The 22,156-nt window shown below is 59.0% G+C and carries 21 protein-coding genes and 2 pseudogenes; 8 read left to right on the forward strand and 15 right to left on the reverse strand.

All coding sequences use genetic code 11. From position 1 onward, the window contains the following. Window positions 1–135: 135 nt before the first annotated feature. From istB to ACFPN9_RS25680, 9 genes are all read right to left on the reverse strand, one after another. Window positions 136–888 (reverse strand): IS21-like element helper ATPase IstB, encoded by a 753-nt coding sequence (gene istB, locus ACFPN9_RS25640; protein WP_068176996.1) that lies wholly within the window; start codon window positions 886–888, stop codon window positions 136–138. Window positions 889–901: 13 nt separating this feature from the next. After that, window positions 902–2,410, reverse strand: coding sequence for an IS21 family transposase (gene istA / locus ACFPN9_RS25645; protein WP_305663633.1), 1,509 nt, complete (start codon window positions 2,408–2,410; stop codon window positions 902–904). Window positions 2,411–2,541: 131 nt separating this feature from the next. Then, window positions 2,542–3,162, reverse strand: coding sequence for an FAD-binding oxidoreductase (locus tag ACFPN9_RS25650; protein ID WP_377817853.1), 621 nt, complete (start codon window positions 3,160–3,162; stop codon window positions 2,542–2,544). An 8-nt stretch (window positions 3,163–3,170) separates the two neighbouring features. Continuing rightward, entirely contained in the window at window positions 3,171–4,577 is a 1,407-nt protein-coding gene (gene hglS / locus ACFPN9_RS25655; protein ID WP_377817874.1) for a 2-oxoadipate dioxygenase/decarboxylase HglS, read from the reverse strand. Between the two features lie 68 nt (window positions 4,578–4,645). Continuing rightward, the gene (locus tag ACFPN9_RS25660; protein WP_377817854.1) at window positions 4,646–5,002 is read right to left on the reverse strand and encodes a RidA family protein; all 357 of its coding nucleotides are present in this window, start codon (window positions 5,000–5,002) and stop codon (window positions 4,646–4,648) included. Window positions 5,003–5,057: 55 nt separating this feature from the next. Next, entirely contained in the window at window positions 5,058–6,374 is a 1,317-nt protein-coding gene (locus ACFPN9_RS25665) for an NAD(P)/FAD-dependent oxidoreductase (RefSeq protein ID WP_377817855.1), read from the reverse strand. A 124-nt stretch (window positions 6,375–6,498) separates the two neighbouring features. Next, a complete protein-coding gene (locus tag ACFPN9_RS25670; RefSeq protein ID WP_377817856.1) occupies window positions 6,499–7,287 on the reverse strand; it encodes an ABC transporter ATP-binding protein in 789 nt (262 codons plus the stop codon). Continuing rightward, window positions 7,275–8,096 (reverse strand): ABC transporter permease, encoded by an 822-nt coding sequence (locus ACFPN9_RS25675; protein WP_377817857.1) that lies wholly within the window; start codon window positions 8,094–8,096, stop codon window positions 7,275–7,277. The genes ACFPN9_RS25670 and ACFPN9_RS25675 overlap by 13 nt, the downstream gene beginning before the upstream one ends. After that, a complete protein-coding gene (locus tag ACFPN9_RS25680) occupies window positions 8,093–9,097 on the reverse strand; it encodes an ABC transporter substrate-binding protein (RefSeq protein WP_377817858.1) in 1,005 nt (334 codons plus the stop codon). Before ACFPN9_RS25680 ends, ACFPN9_RS25675 begins: the two co-directional genes overlap by 4 nt. A gap of 349 nt (window positions 9,098–9,446) precedes the next feature. On the opposite strand from ACFPN9_RS25680, the gene ACFPN9_RS25685 reads away from it, so the two are divergent. After that, window positions 9,447–10,448 (forward strand): LysR family transcriptional regulator, encoded by a 1,002-nt coding sequence (locus ACFPN9_RS25685; protein WP_377817859.1) that lies wholly within the window; start codon window positions 9,447–9,449, stop codon window positions 10,446–10,448. A gap of 403 nt (window positions 10,449–10,851) precedes the next feature. Here ACFPN9_RS25685 and ACFPN9_RS25690 read toward each other — a convergent pair. The 3 genes and pseudogenes from ACFPN9_RS25690 to ACFPN9_RS25700 form a co-directional block, all read right to left on the reverse strand. Continuing rightward, window positions 10,852–11,312 (reverse strand): annotated as a pseudogene (locus ACFPN9_RS25690) (transposase); the annotation flags it as partial. Between the two features lie 85 nt (window positions 11,313–11,397). After that, window positions 11,398–11,724: pseudogene (locus ACFPN9_RS25695) on the reverse strand (IS630 family transposase); the annotation flags it as partial. Window positions 11,725–11,822: 98 nt separating this feature from the next. Then, complete coding sequence (locus ACFPN9_RS25700; RefSeq protein ID WP_377817861.1) at window positions 11,823–12,455, reverse strand: TetR/AcrR family transcriptional regulator; 633 nt, start codon at window positions 12,453–12,455, stop codon at window positions 11,823–11,825. Between the two features lie 165 nt (window positions 12,456–12,620). On the opposite strand from ACFPN9_RS25700, the gene ACFPN9_RS25705 reads away from it, so the two are divergent. From ACFPN9_RS25705 to ACFPN9_RS25735, 7 genes are read left to right on the forward strand one after another with little or no spacing between them, the layout of a single operon-like run. Then, window positions 12,621–13,853: a metal-dependent hydrolase family protein gene (locus ACFPN9_RS25705; RefSeq protein ID WP_377817862.1), complete on the forward strand. Its 1,233-nt coding sequence runs from the start codon at window positions 12,621–12,623 to the stop codon at window positions 13,851–13,853. A 37-nt stretch (window positions 13,854–13,890) separates the two neighbouring features. Continuing rightward, the gene (locus ACFPN9_RS25710; RefSeq protein ID WP_377817863.1) at window positions 13,891–15,162 is read left to right on the forward strand and encodes an ABC transporter substrate-binding protein; all 1,272 of its coding nucleotides are present in this window, start codon (window positions 13,891–13,893) and stop codon (window positions 15,160–15,162) included. After that, on the forward strand, window positions 15,163–16,032 hold the full coding sequence (locus ACFPN9_RS25715; RefSeq protein ID WP_377817864.1) for a branched-chain amino acid ABC transporter permease: 870 nt from the start codon (window positions 15,163–15,165) through the stop codon (window positions 16,030–16,032). Beyond that, window positions 16,032–16,907 carry a branched-chain amino acid ABC transporter permease gene (locus ACFPN9_RS25720; RefSeq protein ID WP_377817865.1) on the forward strand — a complete coding sequence of 292 codons (876 nt, stop codon included), beginning with the start codon at window positions 16,032–16,034 and terminating at the stop codon, window positions 16,905–16,907. Before ACFPN9_RS25715 ends, ACFPN9_RS25720 begins: the two co-directional genes overlap by 1 nt. Beyond that, window positions 16,904–17,662, forward strand: a complete 759-nt coding sequence (locus ACFPN9_RS25725) for an ABC transporter ATP-binding protein (protein ID WP_377817866.1) — start codon at window positions 16,904–16,906, stop codon at window positions 17,660–17,662. Before ACFPN9_RS25720 ends, ACFPN9_RS25725 begins: the two co-directional genes overlap by 4 nt. After that, window positions 17,662–18,369, forward strand: a complete 708-nt coding sequence (locus tag ACFPN9_RS25730) for an ABC transporter ATP-binding protein (protein ID WP_377817867.1) — start codon at window positions 17,662–17,664, stop codon at window positions 18,367–18,369. Before ACFPN9_RS25725 ends, ACFPN9_RS25730 begins: the two co-directional genes overlap by 1 nt. Next, the gene (locus ACFPN9_RS25735) at window positions 18,359–18,847 is read left to right on the forward strand and encodes a hypothetical protein (protein ID WP_377817868.1); all 489 of its coding nucleotides are present in this window, start codon (window positions 18,359–18,361) and stop codon (window positions 18,845–18,847) included. The genes ACFPN9_RS25730 and ACFPN9_RS25735 overlap by 11 nt, the downstream gene beginning before the upstream one ends. A gap of 683 nt (window positions 18,848–19,530) precedes the next feature. On the opposite strand, the gene ACFPN9_RS25740 is transcribed toward ACFPN9_RS25735, so the two are convergent. From ACFPN9_RS25740 to ACFPN9_RS25750, 3 genes are all read right to left on the reverse strand, one after another. Next, window positions 19,531–21,189 (reverse strand): recombinase family protein, encoded by a 1,659-nt coding sequence (locus ACFPN9_RS25740; protein WP_377817869.1) that lies wholly within the window; start codon window positions 21,187–21,189, stop codon window positions 19,531–19,533. After that, window positions 21,186–21,575, reverse strand: a complete 390-nt coding sequence (locus ACFPN9_RS25745) for an HVO_A0114 family putative DNA-binding protein (protein WP_024925088.1) — start codon at window positions 21,573–21,575, stop codon at window positions 21,186–21,188. The genes ACFPN9_RS25740 and ACFPN9_RS25745 overlap by 4 nt, the downstream gene beginning before the upstream one ends. A gap of 87 nt (window positions 21,576–21,662) precedes the next feature. Continuing rightward, a complete protein-coding gene (locus ACFPN9_RS25750) occupies window positions 21,663–21,977 on the reverse strand; it encodes a hypothetical protein (RefSeq protein ID WP_051504830.1) in 315 nt (104 codons plus the stop codon). Window positions 21,978–22,156: the final 179 nt, after the last annotated feature.

Genomic DNA, 22,156 nt, shown 5'->3' on the forward strand with positions numbered 1-22,156 from the left:
CCCTTGCCTGCGGATACCGACGAAGCCGGCCATGCATTCCAATCTCAAGCCGGCCGGGTCTTCCGATTTGAAGCCGGCCACCCTTGGCGTCATTCGCATGGGTCGAGGGGATGATGTTTTGCGGTTCGTCGAAGGTCAAGCGGCAGGCTGAGCGATGCTGCTCTGTTTGGTTTTTCGCAGGCTCTCGCCCTTGAGGTCGATGCGGTAGGCGTTGTGAACGAGACGGTCGAGGATGGCGTCGGCGATGGTGGGATTGCCGATGAGCTCGTACCAGCGATCGACGGGAAGCTGGCTGGTCACGATGATCGATCGCGCCTCGTATCGGTCCTCGACGATTTCGAGGAGGTCGCGACGCTGCTCGGCATCGAGCGGCTCGGGTCCCCAGTCGTCGAGGATGAGCAGATCGAGGCGGGCGATGGTGCGCAGCATTCGAGCGTAGCGTCCATCGCCACGCGCCAGCGCCAGGGCTGCGAGAAGACGCGGCACGCGGTGATAGGCGACGGAGAAGTCTTCCCGGCAAGCCTTGTGGCCCAGCGCGCAGGAGAGCCAGCTCTTGCCGACGCCGCAGGGGCCGGTGATCAGGAGATTGTGCCGTGAGCGGATCCAGTCGCCGGCGGCAAGCTTAAGGAAGAGCGCGCGGTCGAGCCCGCGGACAGCGCGATAATCGACGTCCTCGACGCTGGCGGCATGACGCAATCTGGCGGCACGGGCCCGGCTCTCGAAGCGCTTCTGCTGGCGCAGCGTCTTCTCCTGTTCGAGCAGCAGCCCGAGCCATTCGGCATGTTCGAGACGGCTGGCCTCGGGCTGGGCATCGAGATCGCGGAAGCCCTTGGCCATGCCGTGGAGCCCGAGGCTGGTGAGCAGATCGAGGGTGGGATGGATCAGCATGATGGTCGTTCCTTCAATGGAAGTAGCCGGGGCCGCGGAGATTGGGGTGATCGATGACCACGTCGTCCGTCGGCGTTTTGCGGTCGGTCCTGTTGGCGATGATCGCGCTGATGCTCTTGTAGGTGAGCGCGCCGATGGCGACGGCGCGGGCAGCGACGATCTCGGCGCGTTCGGGCGCGATATCCTTGAACAGGCGCAGGATGCCCAGGCAGGTGCGGAAGCCCTGCTCGGGATGAGGCCGGTTGGCCAGGATGACGATAACAAGCCCCTCCGTGTTGGGGCCGATCGAGGCGCCCCAGCGCCGGAAGCGCTCCGGCGTCCACTCGGCGTAGCGCCGATGCGCGCTGGGCATGTGATCGGGATCTGTGCCATGCCGGCGCCCGCCATGACGACGCTGGTGTGCGGCGATGCGCTGACCCCGGTGGAACAGCTCGATCGTCCGGGTCGTTGCGCGGATATCGACCTGCTCGCGGATCAGGCCATGGGGTACCGAGTAGAAGAAGCCGTCGAACTCGACATGATAATCGAGGGAGACCCGCGCCAGGCGCCATTCCGCGAACTGGTAGTCGGCGTCCGGTAGCAGCGCCAGCACGGGCCGCTCGACGGTCTCGAACAGATGCCGACGGCTGACGCCGAGCCTGCGCATGACGTGGGCGTTGATGCGCTCCACCATGGCGGCGATCGCGGCATTCGCCTCGGCCAGCGAGAAGAAGGTCTGCCGACGCAGCCGCCCAAGGATATAGCTCTGGGCGAAGCGCACGCCGGCTTCGACCTTCGCCTTGTCGCGGGGCTTGCGCGGGCGGGCCGGCAGAATGCCGACGCCGTAATGGGCGGCCATCATCCCGTAGCTGCGGTTGATCTCGGGATCGTAGAACGAGGCTCTCTGGACGCCGGACTTCAGGTTGTCGGGCACGACGAGGCGCGGCACGCCACCGAGGAAGCGGAACATCCGGACATGGGCCTCGATCCAGTCGGGCAGCGTCTGCGTCCAGGTCGCTTCGGCATAGGTGTAGTTCGAGGCGCCCAGCACGGCGACGAAGATCTCGGCCTCCCGCACGACACCGGTGGTCCGATCGACGATCGAGAGCTTCTTGCCGGAGTAATCGACGAAGACCTTGTCGCCGGCGGGATGATCCTGGCGCATGGTCGGCGACAGGCGGCGTTCGAACTCCCGGTACAGATCGCAGAAGCGGCTGTAGCCGTAGCCGTCGGGATGAGCGTCGCGGTACTCCTCCCAGAGCACCATCAGGTTGACGCCGGGCCGCTTCAACTCGCAGACGAGGCAGGCCCAGTCCGGCTCGACGCGGCGGCGGAAGCCGCTCTTCACGCCGGCATGGGCGAACAGGCGCTGCTCGAGAACGGCGTCCGTCAGATCGCCGGCCAATGGCCAGGCAAGCCCGGCGGTCGCGGCGCGCTTGAGGTTATCTTGGATCGTGCTGCGCGCCACGCCGAGCGTGCGTCCGATCTCCCGCGCGCTCACCCCATCTCGGGCAAGCCGCAGCATCTGTCGTATCTGTCGCATGGTCAGTTCTCTCTTGGCAGGCATCCGGCTTCCCTCGATTGCGAGGGGCCTGATGCCCGAGGGACTGACCCAAACGAAAACGCCAAACTCTCCGAAAACCGGCCGGAGATTGATCGGAACCCCGGCCGGCTTCAAATCGGAATGGTGGCCGACATCAGATCGGAACGGTGGCCGGCTTCAAATCGGAATACCCGGCCGGAATGAATCGGAATCCGCACCTTGCCGGAAGCATCTGTCGCGACCATGCCGCCGATAGTCGCCCGCGTCGCTGTCGACACTGTCGGCGGGAAAAAGAGCCCGTAAGGCTTCAGGTATTCGTTGAGTTGGTCTAGGACGACGCCGGGCTCAACAACGACGGTGCGGCCGACGACGTCGAGGGATACGATCCGGTTGAGGTGACGGGAAACATCGACGACAACCCCCCGAGTGAGAGATTGTCCGTTAGTGCCCGTTCCACCGCCGCGCGGAGATAACGCTATCGGCCGTTGCGGATCGGAACGTGCCGCCCGAACGATCCGATTTATGTCCTCGCCGCCACGAGGATAGAGCACGGCTGCCGGAAGAACCTGATAAATGCTGTTGTCGGTCGCTGATACTAGGCGCGAAGCCACATCCTGCGCGACCTCGCCTGCATATCCATCTCCTAATAAGCCCGTGAGAAAACGGCTGAGTGCCTGTTCGCCCGGGTCACTGATTCCGACGTGCCGCGCGCCTGAATCAGAAACCTTGGCCATGGTCGGCGCGGTAATCATGCTCGAATTCAGGCGGCAGACGGTTTGCGCCCGTCGCGAAGGGCAGCTTCGACCGCGCCGATTGAACGGGCTTGGGCATCCTCGTAGAGACGGAATTCGTCGAGCACCGACGCACCGAGTGCTGCCTCGAATGCGTCGCGATTGGCATTTGCCGCGTAGCTCTTCTGTTCCGAGCCACCAAGGTTGGATTGAAAAATTCCTGCGGCACTGACGGGAAGAAAGTCCTCGTATACGATGGGGACCGCCTCGATGTGCCCCGCCGCAATCAGGTCATCCATGCCCAACCCTGTGAGATCGGCCACCGCCCCGCTTCCCGTCAGTGAATAGCGGAAGTATCCGAGATCCTGTGCGCGAATTTCTTCGTAGCTGTCGGGAAAGCGCGCAAACGCTTCGGCGAGGCGAGAGGGATAGTCTGCGGAAGCGCTACCTGCGCCATCCTCGTCGCGCACGGAGGCCAACAACTCGTCGTAGAGGGCGCGCCCTTTTCGGGTTAGCGCGATGCCGCGCTGCTCGATCTCGCCGAAACGCGCCGTATGGGTTCCTCTACGCGTATGTTCATCTCCCATGAACAGTACCGACTCCTCCAGCGCTTTGAAGCTGGTCTGGCGGAGGAGGATCGGGCAAGATCGGGTTGGCGGCCCCTCGATTACGGCCTTGGCGGTGATGCCACGCTCCGGCATGCCGACTTGCACTGCATCGATATCTAGGGTTCGCGGTGTCAGGTGATTGATGTGCGGTCCCTTGAAGCTGACGACATCCGCAATGAGACGGTGGGCGGCGAGCAGCTTCCCGTACACATCCGCATCGACGGTAGCCTCACTGTGCCACCGGAAGGTCTCCAGGGCTTCGGAGACGAACTCCTCGGCTTCTGTTGGTGTCAGGCTGCCTTGGTCCTCAAACTTCTTTATGAGCCGCAGAGCCCCTGGGGTGAATATTTGTCGCCGATCAAGAATGGCCTGCGCTTCCTTTCGGAGATCTTCATCTTCGATGAGTTCCAGGCGCAGCAATGACGTGAAGACTCGAAAGGGATTTATCGCGAGAGAGGCGTCATCAATCGGACGGAAGGCGGTGGAATGGACCGGAACTCCTGCCACGGACAGATCGTAATAGCCCACGGGCACCATTCCCATGACGGCGAACAGGCGCCGCATCGTAGAGAGTTCCGCAGCGGTCCCAATTCGGATCGCCCCATGCCTCTCGAGATCGAGCCGGTCTAACTCATCAGCGCGAGCGAGCCGTTCCTGCAACTCAGAGTTGCGGTCCAATGTGGCTCTGTTTACTTCCGCGACCAATTCCATAAGCGTCCCGTATTGCGGGACCTCAGCGCGGTACATATCGGACATGGCGCGCGAAAACATGGTGCGGACGTCGTCTGGGCTAACGGAAGAGTTTAAGGCCATCCGGGATCTCCGTATTCGGGCGTCGATCGTTGATTGTCTCAGGTAATGGACTCACCACCGGCGTTGGTGGTGCTTGGTCGCGATCAGCTTTCGGCGCTCGCTGTGACCAGAATCTCTATTCTGGCCCCCGCGCGAGCCAGGCCGACTTGGCACGTCGCCCGGCCGGGCGGGCTCTCGGGATCAACCCAAGCCTCCCATGCGGAGTTGAAGCCCGCAAAGTCCGCAAGGTCGCTCAGCCAGATCTCTGCGAAGACGATGGCCGATTTCGTCAGGCCAATCTGCGCGAGCAGTGTGTCGATCTTGCAGAAGACCTCCTGCGACTGGCCATCGATTGCCTGAGCGCAGTCATCGGCAATCTGTCCCGCCAAGTGGATCGTGCTCCCGTGCTGCACGATCTGGCTCATTCTCCGGGATTTCTGAAGACGGGTGATGGTCGCCATTGTGCGATCCTCCATTGCAAAGGAATGCATTTTCTGCGGTGTGTCCTGAGCCTAGTTACCGCTCGCTTCGGCTTGCCCAGCTCGCATACTTCATGCGTGTGCGGACGCCGACGCCGAGGAACGGCTGTGGCGGATTGAGCGCAGGCATGCCCGACACGTCGGCCATGTCCGAGACGAGCTGCGAATCCTGCCCTGTCGCTAGGTCGGCGAGCAAATGCCCAGAGATTGTACCGCGTGCTGCGCCAACGGCTTGGTGGCAGGCGGAGGCGTAGACGCCATCGCCGACCTTCCCGAAAAAGGCCGCATAGTTCCGCGACATACCGCAGACACCACCCCATGTGTGCTCGAATTCTACGTCCTTCGCCCATGGATAGCGATTGATCAGCCCTTTGCGGTGGTTCTTCCGGACGACCGCGATGTCATCGAGCCTGCTCGCATAGTCGGGGACGTAGCGGTGCTCGTGACGGATGAGCAATCTGCGGTCGGTCGTGAACCGCATCGTCGTCCCTGCATGGTCGGCCGGTGTCAGCCCCCAGTTGTCCGCACCGCCATAGTTTTCCATTTCCCGGGAGGTCAACGGACGCGTTATGCTGGCAAAGGTCATCACCGGCACCATCCGCTGACGCAGGTAGCCGAACTCTGCCGAGAATACGTTCGTGCCGAGGAGCAGTCGGGGTGTCACGACCGATCCTTGGGATGAGCTCAGCTCGATTCTTCCGGCGCTGCGGTCGATGTTGGTGATGGGCGTATCCTCATAGACCTCTACGTTCGGCGGGAGCGTCTCGCCGAGGCCACGTACGAGCGCGGCTGGCTGCATGAGGATCCCGGTCGGGATGTAGATCGCAGCCTCGTAGTAGGACGTGCCGAACACTTTCGTGAGAGAGGAACGGTCGTGCCATTGATAGGGATGGCCAATTGCGTCCAGGAGCGTTTTGTAGGTCTTCAGATAATCGAGGCCTCTTCTCCCGACGGCGGCCTGGTAGCGGCCGGCGTGGGACCACTGGCAATCGATTCCATACCGTTGGACGGTTTCATCTAGGAACGAGATCGCCGCTTCATTAAGGCGCATCACTTTTTTCTTGTAGCTGGCATCCGGGTTCTCAAGATCGCGCTTGTGCGGAAGATCGATGACGAAGCCGGAGTTGCGCCCGGAGGCTCCCTGGCCGATGCGCAAGGCCTCGATGAGCATGATGCGGTCGTTTGGGCGCAAAGCCGCCAGTCGTCGGGCGGCCGCGAGCCCCACGAATCCTGCGCCCACCACCACCCAGTCCGCTTCTTGTCGACCCGACAGGGTACAAGCTGGCTTGGGAACGGGCAGTAGCTGGTACCAGCCGCAAGAGCGGTCGTCGCGTGGAAGTGTCTTGATCTGCATGTCGGGAAACCTCGCGGCCCACCTTCTTCGGTCGAGCGGCCACAGCGGGACGCTGCCGGAGGCAGCCCGTGTGCCACTCCTGTAAAAAGTAAGTCGAATCGGTTCGCGGCGCCTCAGGCTGCGGTCACGCAGCGCTCTCGATGCTGCGGACCACCTCCGCCTGAACGGAATCCCAGATGTGACGTTTGAGATCGACAAAACGATCGGACAACTGGACATCTGCGTTTCGAGGGTACGGCAGGTCGTTTGCAATATCCTGCACGACCCGGCCAGGCCGAGCGGACATCACGATGATCCGCGACGAGAGTAGGAGAGCCTCGTCGATAGAGTGCGTGATGAACAGGATCGTTTTGCGCTGCTGCTCGTAGATCCGGACCAGTTGCTCCTGCAGGACCTGACGGGTCATGGCGTCGAGCGCGGCAAACGGCTCGTCGAAAAGCATGACGCTGGGATTGTTGGCGAGGACACGAGCGATAGCGACGCGCTGGCGCATACCTCCTGAAAGCGCTTTGGGGTAGGCCTTTTCGAAGCCCCGCAGCCCCACCATGTCGACATATGCTTGCGCCTGCGCGCGGCGTTGTGCCTTTCCCTCGCCCTTCATCTTAAGGCCGAACGCAATATTGTCCTCGACGGACATCCAGGGAAACAGGGCATACTGCTGAAAGACCATGCCGCATTGCGGGTTAACGCCCGTGTTCTCCTTGCCCTGGATCTGTATCCGCCCCTGGGTCGGCTCGTCGAAACCTGCGATCATATTGAGCATAGTGCTCTTGCCGCAGCCTGAAGCTCCGACGATGACGACGAACTCGCCCTCTTCGACCGTCAAAGTGACGTCGTTCAGGGCCAACATCGGGCCATAACTCTTGGACACGTTCGAGAACTGGATCACAGGGGTCTGATTCAGGCCTTCCATGGCAGGGCCCTCTTTTCGACGAACCGGAACACCAGATCTGTAGCCATCACCGTAATACTGATGAGCACCATGCCGAGGACGACAGTATCGGTCTGGAAGTATTCCTTGCCGTTCATGATCATGAAGCCGAGGCCTTCCCGGGCTGCCACGAGTTCCGCTGAAATGACGCAGGTCCAGGCGATGCCCAGCATGACCTTTAGTCCGCTGAGAATCTGGGGAAGGCTCGCCGGCAGGATCACCTCGATCATGACGTCCCTGGACTTCGCGCCGAGATTCTGTGCCGCCTTGATCAAGAGAGGATCGACGCTCTTCGTCGCCTCCATCACGTACAGGAGTGACGGCGCGAACGCTCCCATGAACACGATCGAATATTTCTGGGACTCGCCGATGCCGAACCAAAGGAGCGACAGGGGAATCCAGCTCATCGACGGAAGCGGACGAAGGAACGACAGGACGGGATCGAAGACCGCCCGGGAGACCGGAGAGAAACCCAGGAAAATTCCCAAGGGTATGGCGACCAGAGAGGCGAGCAGAAAGCCGACCATTACGCGCCAAGTCGATGCCACCACGTGCCCGAGCAGGATGCCCTGCTCATTCATCAGCATGGCCCGGTTCAGGATCTGCGAGGGAGCGGGCAGGAACAGCGGCTCGACCAGGCCGAACCTTGTGACGCCCTCCCATAAGGAAAGGAGGGCAATGCACGAAGCAAGGCTGATGGCCAGCTTGGGAACCTTCGCCCGTTGAGCCTTGCCGCTGGACGGAGCCCCTGAACGGGCTCCGTCGCCGGTGGTTGCGATGTCAGTTTTCATTGCAACAGACCAGTCTTCACCCAATCATCGACCTTGGGCGCTCTGTCGATCTGCTTGTAACGCACCAGCAATTCCGCCAGGGACTGGAGTCCTTTGGTGAATGATCCTCCCGGGGCCATAATCTTCTGCTGCTCTTCGCGACCGATCCACTCGATATCCTGCAGGACAGCGAGCTGTTCGTCGGAAGACAGCTGAGTCAGATCCGTCAGGACGGCAGCGGCCTCCTTCGGATTGTCGGCGATGAAGCGGGCCGCCTCGAAGTACCCATCGAGAAATGCGGTGGTGGTCTTCGGGTTCTTGTCCACGAAACTGCGATTTGCGACCAAGACATCGGGCCCTGGCCCGAGCTTGAATTGCTTGTAGAGGCTGAACTCCTTGGCATCCAGCAGGACGTTGCTGTTGGCCTGCGCCTTGAGCGTGTTGAAGGCAGGCGTCCAGGTCGCCACCGCGTCAACTTGCTTGGCTCGCAAGGCGCTGGGCGTGTCGCTGGCCGGCAGGTTGATGAGCGTGACATCCTTGTTCGGGTCGAGGCCGGCCTGTTCCAAAACATCGAGAGCGAGCACATGTGAACTCGTCGCGAACGGCACGCCGATCTTCTTGCCCTTCAAGTCTTTGATCGATTTGATATCAGCCGAGGCAATGACGCCCTCGACCGTGGCATAGGAGTCTGGAGCAGCGAGAACAGAGAAAGCCTTCGTACCCGAGGCCATCAGAGCGATGGCCGAGATGGAGCCGGCTCCGCCGAACTCTATCTCCCCGACAGCCAGGGAGGCCATGCGCGCGGATCCCGTGCTGAAATTCTTCCAATCGACGGTCAATCCCCGATTGGTAAAGTAGCCCTTCTTTATGCCTACCCAGACGGGGTAGTGACTGAGCCAGGAAGAGCCGCCATAGGAGACTTTGGCCTTTTCGAGTTCCGCGCCGGATGCGAGGCTCGGGGAAACGATGGCTATCGCCAGAGCCACGGTAGACGCCAGTAATTGTCTTTTTGTCTTCTGCATGGTGCTTTCCTCCCTACCCGGTCGTGAGCTGCCGGATCTTGCGCATGAACGCTTTCTGCCGCGAGCCGTCTTCTGGCCCTGAAGCCATTTCGCGACGGATTGAGTCTTAGCATGGGCCGTCGAGGAGCTCCCGCAAAAACGGGCATTATTAATATTTCTAATCTTATAGCATTTGCATTGCTTCTGATTTGATGCCCTAAAAGCGCTGCAGCGGCCGGGGGGGGGCACGCTTCTCATGCCTTTGTAATCGATTATTCGTTTGAAAACCGCGATCCAATCGCCCTATGGTGATTTTGTCAGAGGCCCCGCTCATGAAGTATGTTCACTAAAAATAATGTAGAGGCTTTCGATGGCGCCGGCCAAGGCCAGATTGGACCGAGAACAATTCGTAGAGCTTTCATCGCTCGCAGTCTTCACAGAGATCGTTCGCGAACGCTCACTGACTGCCGCTTCTAAAAAAGTCGGGCTGACACAATCCGCCGTTTCGCAACTGCTCAAACAAATCGAACTACTTCTCGGGGTCGAGTTGATAGATCGCACGGCCCGGCCATTGCGGGTGACGCCGGCAGGGGTGAGATTCCTTGCTTATGCGGATTCCATGCTCCTTGAAGCGAGAAAAATCTCCACTGCCGTTCGCCAAAGCGCCAGGGCGGCCTTTCCCAAGATCCGCCTTGGTCTCACAGACAGCTTCGCCTCCACTTTCGGCCCGCATATCGTGCCCCACCTACAGAGCCGCGCCGAGCAACTCACTCTCCGCTCCTCAGGGATTAACACCACGATCCGTGAAGCATTGCTGGCCCGAGAACTGGATCTGATTGTCACAACGGATCCGTTCGACTCCATTGATGGGCTGGAACGTCATGAACTCTTTCGCGATCCTTTCCTGCTCGTCTCGCCGGCCGACTATTCCGGGCTTTCTATCGATGGCTTGCGTGGGCTTGCTCATCAATTGCCTTTGGTCCGATACAGTCGCCGTTCATCGCTGGGGATTCATATCGATGTTCATCTGCGTCGACTGGGCATCGAACCTGTCGACCGGTTCGAGATGGACTCGTCAGATACCCTGTTGAGCATGGTTACAGCTGGTCCCGGCTGGGCCCTGACGACTGCGCTTTGCCTCCTTCACGCGCGCCACTTCGTCGGCAATGCGAGACTCGACCCTTTGCCGGGACCTCGCACGTCGCGCTGCTTCTATCTGATCGCCCGAAGGGAGGAGCACGGCGACATGCCGCAACAAATCGCGCGTATATGCCGGTCCCTTCTCGTCGAAAAAGTAATTCCTGATATGAAGACCATAATACCCTGGCTGAATAACGACCTGTTCAAATTAGAATCTAGATTAGAAAATTGAGTTTTAAGAATTGTTATTCAGACTTACCTCTATCTAAAAACTGGCAGTCGCAGCCGATTGGTCTGCGCTGGCGAGAGAATGGGCGATTGCGAAGATGGCCTCTAAGGTCGAATCTTTGTGTATATCTACGAGGTCTTGAAAGCGATCGAGGCGGCCATCGATTGCAGCGCCGAATGAACGATGTACGCTCGATGTTGGCACCCGCCCCCCCAAAAAGTGTCCGAAGACGATCCGGGTCGAACAGGGCTCCGAATTCTTCAGCCGTGACCTGGCCTGTGGGTCCGAACAACGAGAAGTTTGCCGCACCGCTCCGCGATAGGCAGAAAATCTATCGCCTAGAGCGCTTCCGGTTTAATCTGGGTCATATCCTGCGGCTTTAAAGTCGTTTGCGCATTCAGGCGGTGATCCGACGCACGTCGACATGAAAGGGGTAGAACGGCACAACCTCGCTCCAGGCGCGGCGCCAGCTCTGGGCCAGGGCCGGATAGCGTGGACCCCAGAGACCTTCCTCAAAAGTGCGTAGCTCCGCTTCGCCGGCTTCGACAGCGACAGCGCGGCAAATCATCTTCAACGCGGCGGCAACGGCCCTTCGATCCTTGTAGGAGACGAAATCGAGGCTGTGCGCAGCAGGTCAACCACGCAGATCTGGACCATCTCCTCCGAGAAGACGGCCAGGATCGCGTCGGGAAAGCCCTTCAGCCCGTCGACGACGGCGAGCAGGATGTCCTCGACGCCGCGGTTGCGCAGCTCGTTTATGACGCGCAGCCAGAACTTTGCACCTTCGTTCTGCTCTAGCCAGATGCCGAGAATCTCCTTGGCGCCGTAAGCTCGAACATCAAGACAGACAAACAGATCCATGGACCGGTTAAACCGATGGAGCCTGCCCGGAAAATCCTACCGTCTCCTATTTGGCAGGAGGTGACCGCCCCCCGGCAACCCGATCTTTTTTGAACCTCCAGCCATGCGACCGCAGCCAGGAACGGAGCCCGCTGTGGCCTATGACGACCGACCACTCGCCCGACAGACGCGCCATCGTCTCGTTCAACGTAATGTTCCGGCGATCTGCGATCAGCCCCACGATGAAGGCCTCATCCGCATCCAGGCGCGAGGCTCGCCGTCGGCCCTTCACCCGCTCGCCGAGCCTCGCCCGAGCGATCCACCGGATCGCCGTCCAGATCCCGACCCCGAGCCGGGCTGCTGCCTGGCGTACCGAATGCCCATCGCTCGAAGCCTTCAAAGCCCGCCCACGAAGATCATCGCTCAGCGCCGGCGTCATCGCACGCCCTCATCAACCGGTACGTTGAGTTAGGCCGACGGCAAAAGCGTCGCCTCACAATCGTTTCAACAAAGGCCGGAAACGCTCGAGTTTTAGGCTTATGATTTTCGAGAGAAAATAATACCTCCCACACTACCGTTTACAATGTTTGGCAGGAGAGCTTTCCAGGCCTCGATCATCTGCGCGTAATAATCACGATCGTTCCGCAGAACGGTCTGAACGCCCATTCCTCTGAGTAGGCATATAGTAAGGTTTAAAATCATGCGTATTTCAGCTGAAGTTCTGCTTTCGGCCGCGCAAAACTCATCCCAGATTTCGTCCATCGCATGATGGAATTTCTGCACAATCGGGATCATCTGATCGCGAAATGGTGCGTCGGTTCGAGCTGATACCACAAGCTCAAGGCTTAGGTGCAAAAACCGACCAGAGAAAATCGGCCAGAGAAAATCTATAATCGCATCAGAAGAGATTGATGCGCTTCTAAGCTCAGCCGTCTTGCTTCTCAGGCGCTCCGTCATCTCATTGAGAAAGTCCTCCATCGCGGCCTGGACGATCTCCTCCCTGGTCGAAAAATGATGGAGCAACGCACCTCGGGACACTTCGGCCCGATGTGCGATCTGCTTCGTTGTCACCGCTTGCAAGCCCACTGCGTGGATTTCCTCGAGAGCCGCGCCGATTAGCTTCTCGCGGGTCACCACGCTTCTGACCTGCTTGCGCCTCTTGGCCACCATTCTCGTCCGCCTCAGGTCTCGGTTCGCACATGCGTTCGGTATCGCATGGCCCGTCTCTAGATAGTTTGCAAATCCTTATAAAAGCAAGCTTGATTGATTTTATAAGGATGCTAAGTTCGTGACATGCCCCCGACAGGGTCGTGGGTTAGATCGCTGGGGTAGGGCGTGAAAAATTCGTATTGGCTAACAAACTTACGACTTCTCGACTGTCGCGCGGGTCGGCTTATTGCAGGCAAAAGCGTCCACATTCGCGATGGCGTAATTGACGAAGTCGTCGAGGATGCGCACCCCGTCACGGGCGCGGTTTTTGATCTCGGGAACCGCGTGCTGATGCCGGGGCTGATCGACTGCCACGTTCATGTTACCGCGGTGAAGCTCAATCTCGCTCCTGGGAAAGAGTTGCCAACCTCCCTCGTCACCGCCCGCTCGTCGCGCGTCATGCGAGAAATGCTCCTTAGGGGATTTACCAGCGTCCGAGATGCCGGCGGGGCAGATCTGGGCCTGAAACGCGCCGTCGAGGAAGGGCTTTTCCAGGGACCTCGGCTCTTCATTTGCGGACGGGCAATCAGCCAAACGGGCGGTCATGGTGATTTCCGCGCCCAGATCGATCAGCCGAACGTCCACGAGATGGAGCACACTCTCAATGGCATTGGCCGCATAGCAGACGGGGTGCCCGAGGTGCGGCGGGCTACGCGCGACGAGTTGCGGCTCGGCGCGGACCACGTCAAAATCATGGCGTCGGGCGGTGTCGCCTCCGTGGCAGACCCGATCGATTTCCTGCAGTACTCCGATGAAGAGCTCGCGGCCTTCGTCGATGAGGCGCGGCGGGCGAGAACCTACGTCATGGCCCATACTTATACCGCAGATGCGGTGGAAAGATGCGTCCGAGCCGGCGTCCGGACAATCGAGCACGGAAATCTGATCGATAAGCCCACGGCCGAGCTGATGGCCGCGCGTGGAGCCTATTTGGTTCCGACACTAGTGACCTATGATGCGCTGGCGCGAGAAGGGCGAAATCTCGGTTTCTCTGAGGTCAGCCTTTCGAAGCTAGAGCGCGTTTTGGCCGTCGGATCGGATTCACTTCGCATTGCCCAGGCGGCTGGTGTGAAAATGGCTTATGGCAGCGACCTGCTCGGCGAGCTTCATCGTTGCCAGCTCGATGAATTCCGCCTCAGAAGCGCGGTGTTGAGCGCACCTGAGCTGATCCGCAGTGCAACGTCCCTTGGTGCCGAGGTGGTTGGAATGGAGGGGAAGCTCGGCGTCATCGCTCCTGGTGCATATGCCGACATGTTGGTGCTGGATGAAAATCCACTCGAAGACATCAATGTTCTGACCGATCCTACGAAGAACATTCGTGCGATCATTAAGCATGGCGAGTTTGTAAAAAGGGAAATCTAAAACGGAACCTACAGCAAGTACAACTCAGGAGTTTTGCTTGCGTCATTTCCTGATATCAAAACAAAAAGGGGATAACATGACAAAATTTGTAATTAATCGACGGGCGGCCGTTTCTGGCCTGATCACAACTTTGCTTTCAACGTCATGGAGCGATTCAGCATTCGCGGCTGGAAATATCCGGGTCGGGGCACTAAATCCGGTCACAGGTGCCGCCGCGGCCTTTGGCGCCGGCATGCAGAAGACGATCATTGCTGCATCGGAGCGCATCAATGCTCAAGGTGGCGCGGGAGGGCGACGATTCGAGATTTTTGCCGAGGATAGTCAAACTCTTCCAGAGCCAGCGCTGCTCGCTGCTCGGAAGCTGATCGAGGTCAATAAGGTCCATTGCCTGCTCGGAGTCTATTCGAGCCCCGAGGCGCTGGCGATCATCCCAGTGACCAACGCGTCGAACGTCGTGCTGATGCATAACGGCGCAGCTCCGAAACTGGCATCGGACAATACAAAAGGTCTGGGCTTCCAGTTCTACCCGAGCAGCAACTCAATTGGTTTTGTTCTTGACTTCATCGCCGCTCGCGAGGCCGCAAAGAAGCCGGTCACCCTCACCCTCACGAACGACGCTTCTATCGGAAACACCGCTGCGTTCGCTGCGCGCTGGAAAACGAGGACTGGCACCGCACCCGGCAACATTCAGTATCAGCCGAATCAGCCAAACTACAGGTCAGAATTGCAGACTCTTCTGGCTCTCAATCCTGACCTCATCGTGCTCAATGGCTACGAGCCGGACGCGACGATCCTAGTCAAGCAACTTTATGAGCTCGGAAACTCTGCGCCGATCGTAGCACCGGAGTTCGCCGCTACACCCCGACTTGTGTCGGCGGTCGGCAAGGATATCGCCGAAGGGCTGATGGTCTACCGCTTCACCCCGAGCCGCGGCTCGCCCGCATATAAGGAGTTCGATGCCATTTATCAGGAGGCGATGAAGACTTCCGGTGCGGGCAACAACTTCGCAGCCATGGCGTTCGATCAGGTGGTGCTCGTAGCGCTGGCCCTGGAGGCTGCCCCGAATGCAAACAACGGAGCTGAGATCGCCCGAGCCATCAGACAAATCTGCGGTCCGGAAGGCGAAGTCGTTAACAGCTTTGCAGAAGGAAGGGAGTTGCTGAAAAAAGGCGTCAAGAACCTCAACTATCAGGGAGCTTCCGGCCCGGTCGATTTCGACAAAGAGGGCCGCACACCGGCGAACTTCAGCGTCTCCACGATCAAGAACGCGCAGTCGGCAGATCGATACGATGTTGGCTTCGAGCGCTGAATGATGTTCTATGCGAACCTCGCGATGTCCGGCTTGGTACAAGGGTTGCTGCTTGCGACCCTTGCACTGTCAATCTCACTTTGCTTCTCGGTCGCGAAGTTCACCAATGCCGCCACCGGCGATTTCATGACAGTGGGTGCCTATGTCGTGGTTGGCACTCAGGCGCTCACGAACGGATCGTTGATCGCCGGGCTCTTGGGCTCAGCGGCCGCAGTGGCCGGGCTATCTCTGGTTGCTTATGCAGTACTTTTTCGACATCTCGGCAAAGCTTCGCCCGTCATGGCTCTGATCGCTTCGGTCGGTCTGGCACTGTTTGTTCGGGCTATACTCACCTTGTTCGTCGGGCACGGACAGTTTGCGATCGACTACCCTGCCAGCCGGGCGATGAACTTCAACGGTTTCCGCGTGGTGCCTATCGACCTCTGGGTCGCGGCGGGCTGTGTCTTTCTGCTGGGCCTCGTCTTTGCGGTCCTGTATTTGACGCCAATCGGACTCCAGGTGCGCGCGCTCGCGGATAATCGCGATCTAGCGCGCAGCGCGGGCATCAAGGCTCGCCGAGTCATGATCCTCCTCTGGGCGTTGATCGGCATCGTGACCGCGATGGGCGGCGCCCTCGTAGGTATCAAGACAGTGGTCATTCCAGAGATGGGCTGGCACCTGATTCTGTCCGGCTTTGCCGCCGCCGTCCTAGGAGGATTGGGCAACCCGATTGGTGCTGTAGTTGCAGCCGTCGCATTGGGAGTGCTGCAGGAATTGTCGACGCCTTGGACAGGGTTTGTCTTCAAGTCCATCTTTTCCTTTGGAATCTTGATCGCCGCTTTGATCTGGAAGCCCGAAGGGCTGTTTGGTCGGCCTGAGCAGGTGCGCTGATGGATCACTATCTCATCACGCTTCTGTCCATCGGCGGAATCTACCTCCTGCTCGCGCAAGCGCTGAACTTCCAATACGGCTTCGCGGGTCTCGCAAATTTCGGCGTTGTCGGATTTTACGCCATTGGGGCCTACACATCCGCGCTTCTTTCGATGGCGGGTTGGCCAGTGCCCGTCTCAGTCTTGGTAGGGGGATTGGCCGGTGTGCTTGCCAGCCTGCTACTCGGGCGCATCTGCTTGCGCCTTCGCGCAGACTATCTGGGCATCGTCACTCTCAGCTTCAGCGAGATTGTCAGGACATTCCTGATCGGGCACGAATCGCTGACCAATGGCCCACGCGGCATAGCGAACGTGCCGGCTCTGCCTCTTCCGTGGTCGAGCGCTGCAAATTTCCTGACCGTGATCATCCTAGCCAATCTCTTGGTCGCAGTCGGCATCTATTTATGGGTGAGAAGCCCCTTTGGGAGATCCGTTCAAGCGATGCGCGATGATGAAGCGGCTTTCTCGGCGATCGCCAAGAGTGCGTTGTCATATAAGATGCGCGTGCTAGGTCTCGGTGGTGGAATTATGGCTATCGCCGGAGCGCTCTACGCGCATTACATCGGCTATATCAGCCCGGACCAGTTTATTCCCTTGACAACCTTCTATGTGTGGATCGCGGTGATTGTTGGCGGTGCCGGACGATTGAGCGGAGCACTAGCCGGCACCCTGCTCCTGACATTGTTTCTCGAAGGATCCCGCTTCCTTCGCGATGTTCTCCCATGGATTTCAGAAGTTGAGATGGCGAGCATTCGGCTCGCGGCTATCGGCCTTGCCTTGATGATCATGACAGTCTGGCGCCCCCAGGGCCTCATGGGGAACTACACCTCCAAATGACTCTCACGCTCGATTCCTTGTCGCGCTCCTATGGCGGATTTCACGCTGTTCAGAGTGTCAGTCTCTCGCTATCGACCAACGCCATCGTCGGCATGATTGGCCCGAACGGCGCGGGCAAGACAACACTGTTCAGCCTCATCAACGGTCTTCAGTCGCCGAGTTCCGGATCGGTTTCCCTGGATGGTCTCGATCTCACGACATTGCCAGCATTCAAACGCGCCAGAGCTGGATTGGCATGGACATTTCAGGTCCCGAGGCCGTTCTCGCATCTCACCGTCCTGGAAAATCTGCTCGTAGCCGCAAGAAATCAGCCAGGAGACTCGATCCTGCGGGCCTTTTTTCAGCCTAGAGCGACCCGTCGGTTTGAAGTCGAGATCGAAAGGCGTGCAAAGCAAATTCTAGAATTTCTACGTCTGTCTCACGTGTCCGAAGAGTTCTCCAAGAACCTGTCCGGAGGGCAAAAAAAATTGGTCGAGCTTGGAAGAGCTCTCATGCTCGAACCGAAGTTTATTCTTCTGGATGAACCTTTTGCGGGCGTTAATCCGGTTCTAATCGATGAGATAAGCGAGAGGATCATTGAACTCAATCAACTTGGGATCGGCTTTCTGATAATTGAACACAATATCGGGGCCCTGTCTCGCCTCTGCAAACGCATGGTGGTGCTCGACCATGGCCGCGCCATCGGCGACGGATCGCCCGCCCAGGTGCTGGCTGACGAAACCGTGAGGATGGCGTATCTCGGGGAGAGCGTCTGATGCTGCTACAACTGAGCGAGTTTAGTGCCGGATACGGTGAGATCGATATCATTCGCAATATAGAGCTGTCGGTTTCCGATCGGGAAATCGTGACGATCGCGGGAACCAATGGTGCCGGCAAGTCCACTTTGGTGAAAGGCATCATGGGGCTAGTTCCTAAGATGTCCGGCACGATGCTGTTCGCCGGCGCCGACCTATTGCGCATGAGGGCGGAAGAACGTGCTGCTCGGGGGATCAGCTATGTTCCTCAAATCTCAAATGTCTTCGCAAGTTTGACGGTTCTGGAAAATCTGAAGGTCGTGAACGTATCAGGGCGGTCCGGAAAACGCCTCGATGATATGTTCAGCGTGTTTCCGGCCCTCCGCGACCGCAGGCGCACGTTGGCGCGGTCACTATCTGGAGGGGAACGTCAGCAGCTGGCTTTCGCCCGCGCGCTAATGACTGATCCAAAGCTGATCATTCTCGATGAGCCCACGGCTGCTCTTTCTCCTGCGCTTACAGACCAGGTCTTTCAGCGCGTTATCGATCTGCGATCACATGAAGTCGCCGTTCTCATGATCGAACAGCGTGCGCGCCAGAGCCTGAAGATAAGCGATCGTGGCTACATCTTGGACGGCGGCAAAGTTGCGATGTCGGGAAAGGCCGCTGACCTTCTCAGCGATCCGGCGATGGCCAAGCTTTATCTAGGAATCAACGATGGCCATTGAACTGCCGACCCCACAGAGGGGTGAGGATTCCCTACAATTCCTCGCCGCATACATCCGCAAGGCGTTCTCGGCCGTGAATAGTCGGTTACAGATCCAATTCCGTGAGGACTATGTCGCGAGCGGGGACCCATTCGCGCTTGATCTGCAGAGCCGCGGTTTGTTGCTGCCCTACGTGGCTTTCTCATTCGCCCCGGCGGATCAGGCGCTAGGCCACGTTGGCTGCATCCTCGTGGGAGACAATCGGCTCTCGGTAGGATTGCATTTGACGGAGAAGCATATTGCTAGTCACCGCGAGGCGCTTGAAACCTTGAGAATTGCTACGTGTGTCACTTTGGCTGAGAGCGAGGCCGTCAAAGAACTGCAGTGCAACCTGCCCGAGTTCGATCTTGAGCGCGGCGGTCTTGTGACTGCTGCAGCCTCTGCTGCCCTCTTTTGCTCTTGGCTTTCCATGATGCAAGCATCAGAGCATGGCGAGTGACGGCCTTTTTAACGTGGGACGCCCCCTGTGGGCCTCCGGGCATTCAAAAGCGATTCCCCCTACAAACGAGCAACCTGCGCGCCCGTTTCGTGCTACGCTACATTGATCAAACTTCTGCTCTTACAGCCATCTGGACACCTGCAAGAAGCCTCTAATTTCTTACACTCTCGTCCGACCAGTGCATTCGGGGTATGAAAATTGGCGTCAGGCTGCCTGGGAAGCGGCCTATGGAGCCGATTTCAACGTCTTCTTGCTCCGGGCGGACTCATCCCGTGACCCTGACGCGTCCATGGAAGATCAGACGACAGAAGTTGTAGGCGATGTCGACCAAGGGTAGACGGTGCCTGGACCCACCTCTGGGGATGGGGATGAACGTTGATGTTCCGAGCCTGCTGGGCTTAGACATATGACGACTTGCAACCTTACGCCTTAGTCGAGAGTCGAGATCGACGAGCCGGTTAGACGGTTTCGGGCTCGTCGGCCGGGCTGGCGAAGCGCGAAAGCATCTTCTGCGAGATCATTACGTATCCATGCTCGATCTACGAAAGCGCGATGACGTTTGAGGCCCAAAACGGTTTGCAGTGAGCCTGCTACCGCATTGAAACTTAAGGTTCAGATTATGGTCCATTTTGCAGAATTTCTCAAATAAATCAATGGACAACCTTAGACTACGAATCTGAGGGTCAGAGGTTCGAATCCTTTCGGGCGCGCCATTTCAGTACAGAACTGCGAACGCCAAAAGCCGCCGATTTTACGCTCGAAGCGGCAACGAGGGTTCTCAGCAGCTCCGACTTCGATCCCGTGATGCGAACCTCGGTGTCTGCGACCTCAACGCGCTGCGCGAAGGCGCGCAGATGATCCCGCCGATAACCGCCGCCTTCGAGGCGCAGCCCGGCGCGGGCGGCGCTGGAGAAGGTCTCGATCATGTCCGGGGTGATCGCCTGATTGCCTGCGCTGTCGAGCGTTGCCTGAATGCGTTCGGCGTCGGCCGTGGCCTGATCCCGAAGCGCCTTGAGGCCGGCGATGCGCTCTTTCAGCGCTGAATCGTCCAGAGCGGCTACGCCGGATTCGATGGCGTCATAGAGCCGGTTGAGCCGCTGGTCGGTCTCGGTGATTCGCCGGTTGAGTTCAGCGAGGTGTTCACGGCGGCGCTCGGCGCGTTCCTGTCGGCGGTCGAGGAGGCTGAAGAGGATAGTTTCCAGACGTTCCGGCTGGAGCAGCCGTTCTTCCAGGTGGCTCGCGATCAGATCGTCAAGTTTGTCCATCGGGATCGATCGTCCCTCGCAGCCAGTCTTGCCCTGACGCGCCTTGGTTGAGCAGGTGTAGTAGCGATACATGCCGCCCGCGCTGCCCTTGCCGGTGCGCAGCGTCATTGCGCCCTCGCATTTGGCGCAGAAGCAGATACCGGTAAGGAGGGTGGGACCGCTCGTGACGCGAGCCGGCACCAGCATGGGGTTGCGGGATTTCAGCTTCGCCTGAACCGCATCGAAGGTCTCGCGGTCGATCAGCGGCGGCACCGCCATGACTGCGACCTCGCTCTCGGGCTTTTTCTCGCGGTTCTTATGCGAGCGGGTGTTGAATCGGTGCTCACCGATATAGGTCGTGCGGGTCAGGATCGAGTGGATTTGTGCGAGGCCCCAGCGTCCACCGTCGCGGGTGAAGATGCGCCGCTCGTTGAGATGGCAGGTGATGGCTTTGACGCCCAACGGACCGGAATTGCCATCGCCTTCGAGGAACAGCCGATAGATCAGCCGCACTGTATCGGCGTGCAGCGGGTCGATCTCCAGTTTCTTCTTGGTCTTCGATCCGCGCTGCTCGGCTGCGATGATGCGATAGCCGATCGGCGGCAGCGCGCCATTCCAGAAGCCTTGCCGCGCATTCTCGTTCATGGCGCGCAGGACGTGCTTGGCGTTCTCCTTGGACTGATACTCGTCGAACAGCGCCATGATCTGGCGCATCATGACGTGCATGGGATCGTCGCCCATCTCCTGCGTGATGGAGACGAGCTTGACGCCATTCTTCGCCAGCTTGCGGACGTAGAACTCAAGCTCGAAGTGGTCGCGGAAGAAACGGCTGAAGGAATGCACCACGACGACATCGAAGGGTGCGGGCTTCGATGTGCCCGCTTCGATCATACGCTGGAATTCGGGGCGGCGGTCGTTGGTGGCGGAGGCGCCGGCTTCCACGAAGGTTTCGATGAGCCGATAGCCGCGCGATGCGCAATAGGCTTCGCCCTGTTTGCGCTGATCGGGGATCGATACGTCGTGTTCGGCCTGCCGCGTGGTGGAGACGCGCAGGTAGAGGGCGGCGCGCTGGGCGACATCGGGACTGTGCATATTCATCGCCTGCCTCCCTTCATTTTGCGGCGCTCGATCAACGGCAACTCCAGGGTCACGCGGTCATACAGCACCGTGGGCACAACTTTCTGACCTTCGCCGGGGTCCATTCGGACAAGGCCATAGTTCGCCATCGTTTTGAGTGTTCGAGACAGACTGGACTTGGCTCGCCCAGTAATTCTTGACAGATCCTCCAGCGATCCGGGCGATTGTTCGTCGATAACGCGCAGCAACTCGCGGTTTCCGCTGGAGAGAATTTGCGCGAAGGATTCGGTGGAGGTGAACCACACCTTCGGATCGTCCGGCGCGGGCTTTTCGTCGCCGCGTGCGATCCGCATGGTGCGAGCCTTTATTTCTTCATAGTCGGCGATTCCGACCTGCAGCGTCTTCATAAAATGTCTCGCTCCTTCAACACCACATCCACCGCCTGCCCGAAGGCGGCTCGAAGAGCGTGTCGAGGGTCGGGTCGTGATCCTCGCTCACGACCTATCGTTAACATCAGATGTTAATGGTGGCAAGTCCGCGTTCGGGGACGTGTTCTCGATGGGGCCGAACAGTCGGTCGAGCACATCGCCGAAGTAGCGCTCGAAGATGTCAACCTCGACCTCTGTGACCGGCACACGCTCGGGCCAGTCGTCGTCGACGCGCCAGGTTCTGGTCGTGTTTCTGGTCGGCGAGTCGCGATGCGCCGCCGGCGCATCACTGTAATAGTCATAGAGATCGTCAGGCAGCGTGCCGGGAACGGGATGCTGGGGACGGCCTTTATGACGACGGACGCGCGATCGGTTCATCATGGCAATATCGCGCGAAGCAAGAATCCAAAGAACAACCCATTTCTACGCCAGACACGGAACTCATCGAGTTTCTGAAGAATGCTGCGTTGAGTTTCAAGGCCATTGTCGCGCCAAACTGCAATTAACGTGCAAGATTTTTGTCATCTCTCCTCGTTTTCGAGGAGAGACATGCAGTCCTA

This window comes from Allobosea massiliensis (assembly GCF_042655245.1).
GTDB classification, from domain to species: domain Bacteria; phylum Pseudomonadota; class Alphaproteobacteria; order Rhizobiales; family Beijerinckiaceae; genus Allobosea; species Allobosea massiliensis.

Excerpts from the sequence above, each read along its gene's own strand:
- istA (WP_305663633.1), bottom strand. The coding sequence starts at position 2,410 with ATGCGACAGATACGACAGATGCTGCGGCTTGCCCGAGATGGGGTGAGC.
- ACFPN9_RS25660 (WP_377817854.1), bottom strand. The coding sequence starts at position 5,002 with ATGGCGACCATCACCCGTCTTCAGAAATCCCGGAGAATGAGCCAGATC.
- ACFPN9_RS25720 (WP_377817865.1), top strand. The coding sequence starts at position 16,032 with ATGGATCACTATCTCATCACGCTTCTGTCCATCGGCGGAATCTACCTC.
- ACFPN9_RS25675 (WP_377817857.1), bottom strand. The coding sequence starts at position 8,096 with ATGAAAACTGACATCGCAACCACCGGCGACGGAGCCCGTTCAGGGGCT.
- istB (WP_068176996.1), bottom strand. The coding sequence starts at position 888 with ATGCTGATCCATCCCACCCTCGATCTGCTCACCAGCCTCGGGCTCCAC.
- ACFPN9_RS25700 (WP_377817861.1), bottom strand. The coding sequence starts at position 12,455 with ATGGTGGCCAAGAGGCGCAAGCAGGTCAGAAGCGTGGTGACCCGCGAG.
- ACFPN9_RS25680 (WP_377817858.1), bottom strand. The coding sequence starts at position 9,097 with ATGCAGAAGACAAAAAGACAATTACTGGCGTCTACCGTGGCTCTGGCG.
- ACFPN9_RS25650 (WP_377817853.1), bottom strand. The coding sequence starts at position 3,162 with ATGATTACCGCGCCGACCATGGCCAAGGTTTCTGATTCAGGCGCGCGG.
- ACFPN9_RS25745 (WP_024925088.1), bottom strand. The coding sequence starts at position 21,575 with ATGAAGACGCTGCAGGTCGGAATCGCCGACTATGAAGAAATAAAGGCT.
- ACFPN9_RS25740 (WP_377817869.1), bottom strand. The coding sequence starts at position 21,189 with ATGAATATGCACAGTCCCGATGTCGCCCAGCGCGCCGCCCTCTACCTG.
- ACFPN9_RS25725 (WP_377817866.1), top strand. The coding sequence starts at position 16,904 with ATGACTCTCACGCTCGATTCCTTGTCGCGCTCCTATGGCGGATTTCAC.
- ACFPN9_RS25730 (WP_377817867.1), top strand. The coding sequence starts at position 17,662 with ATGCTGCTACAACTGAGCGAGTTTAGTGCCGGATACGGTGAGATCGAT.
- ACFPN9_RS25750 (WP_051504830.1), bottom strand. The coding sequence starts at position 21,977 with ATGATGAACCGATCGCGCGTCCGTCGTCATAAAGGCCGTCCCCAGCAT.
- ACFPN9_RS25665 (WP_377817855.1), bottom strand. The coding sequence starts at position 6,374 with ATGCAGATCAAGACACTTCCACGCGACGACCGCTCTTGCGGCTGGTAC.
- ACFPN9_RS25715 (WP_377817864.1), top strand. The coding sequence starts at position 15,163 with ATGATGTTCTATGCGAACCTCGCGATGTCCGGCTTGGTACAAGGGTTG.
- ACFPN9_RS25670 (WP_377817856.1), bottom strand. The coding sequence starts at position 7,287 with ATGGAAGGCCTGAATCAGACCCCTGTGATCCAGTTCTCGAACGTGTCC.
- ACFPN9_RS25685 (WP_377817859.1), top strand. The coding sequence starts at position 9,447 with ATGGCGCCGGCCAAGGCCAGATTGGACCGAGAACAATTCGTAGAGCTT.
- ACFPN9_RS25735 (WP_377817868.1), top strand. The coding sequence starts at position 18,359 with ATGGCCATTGAACTGCCGACCCCACAGAGGGGTGAGGATTCCCTACAA.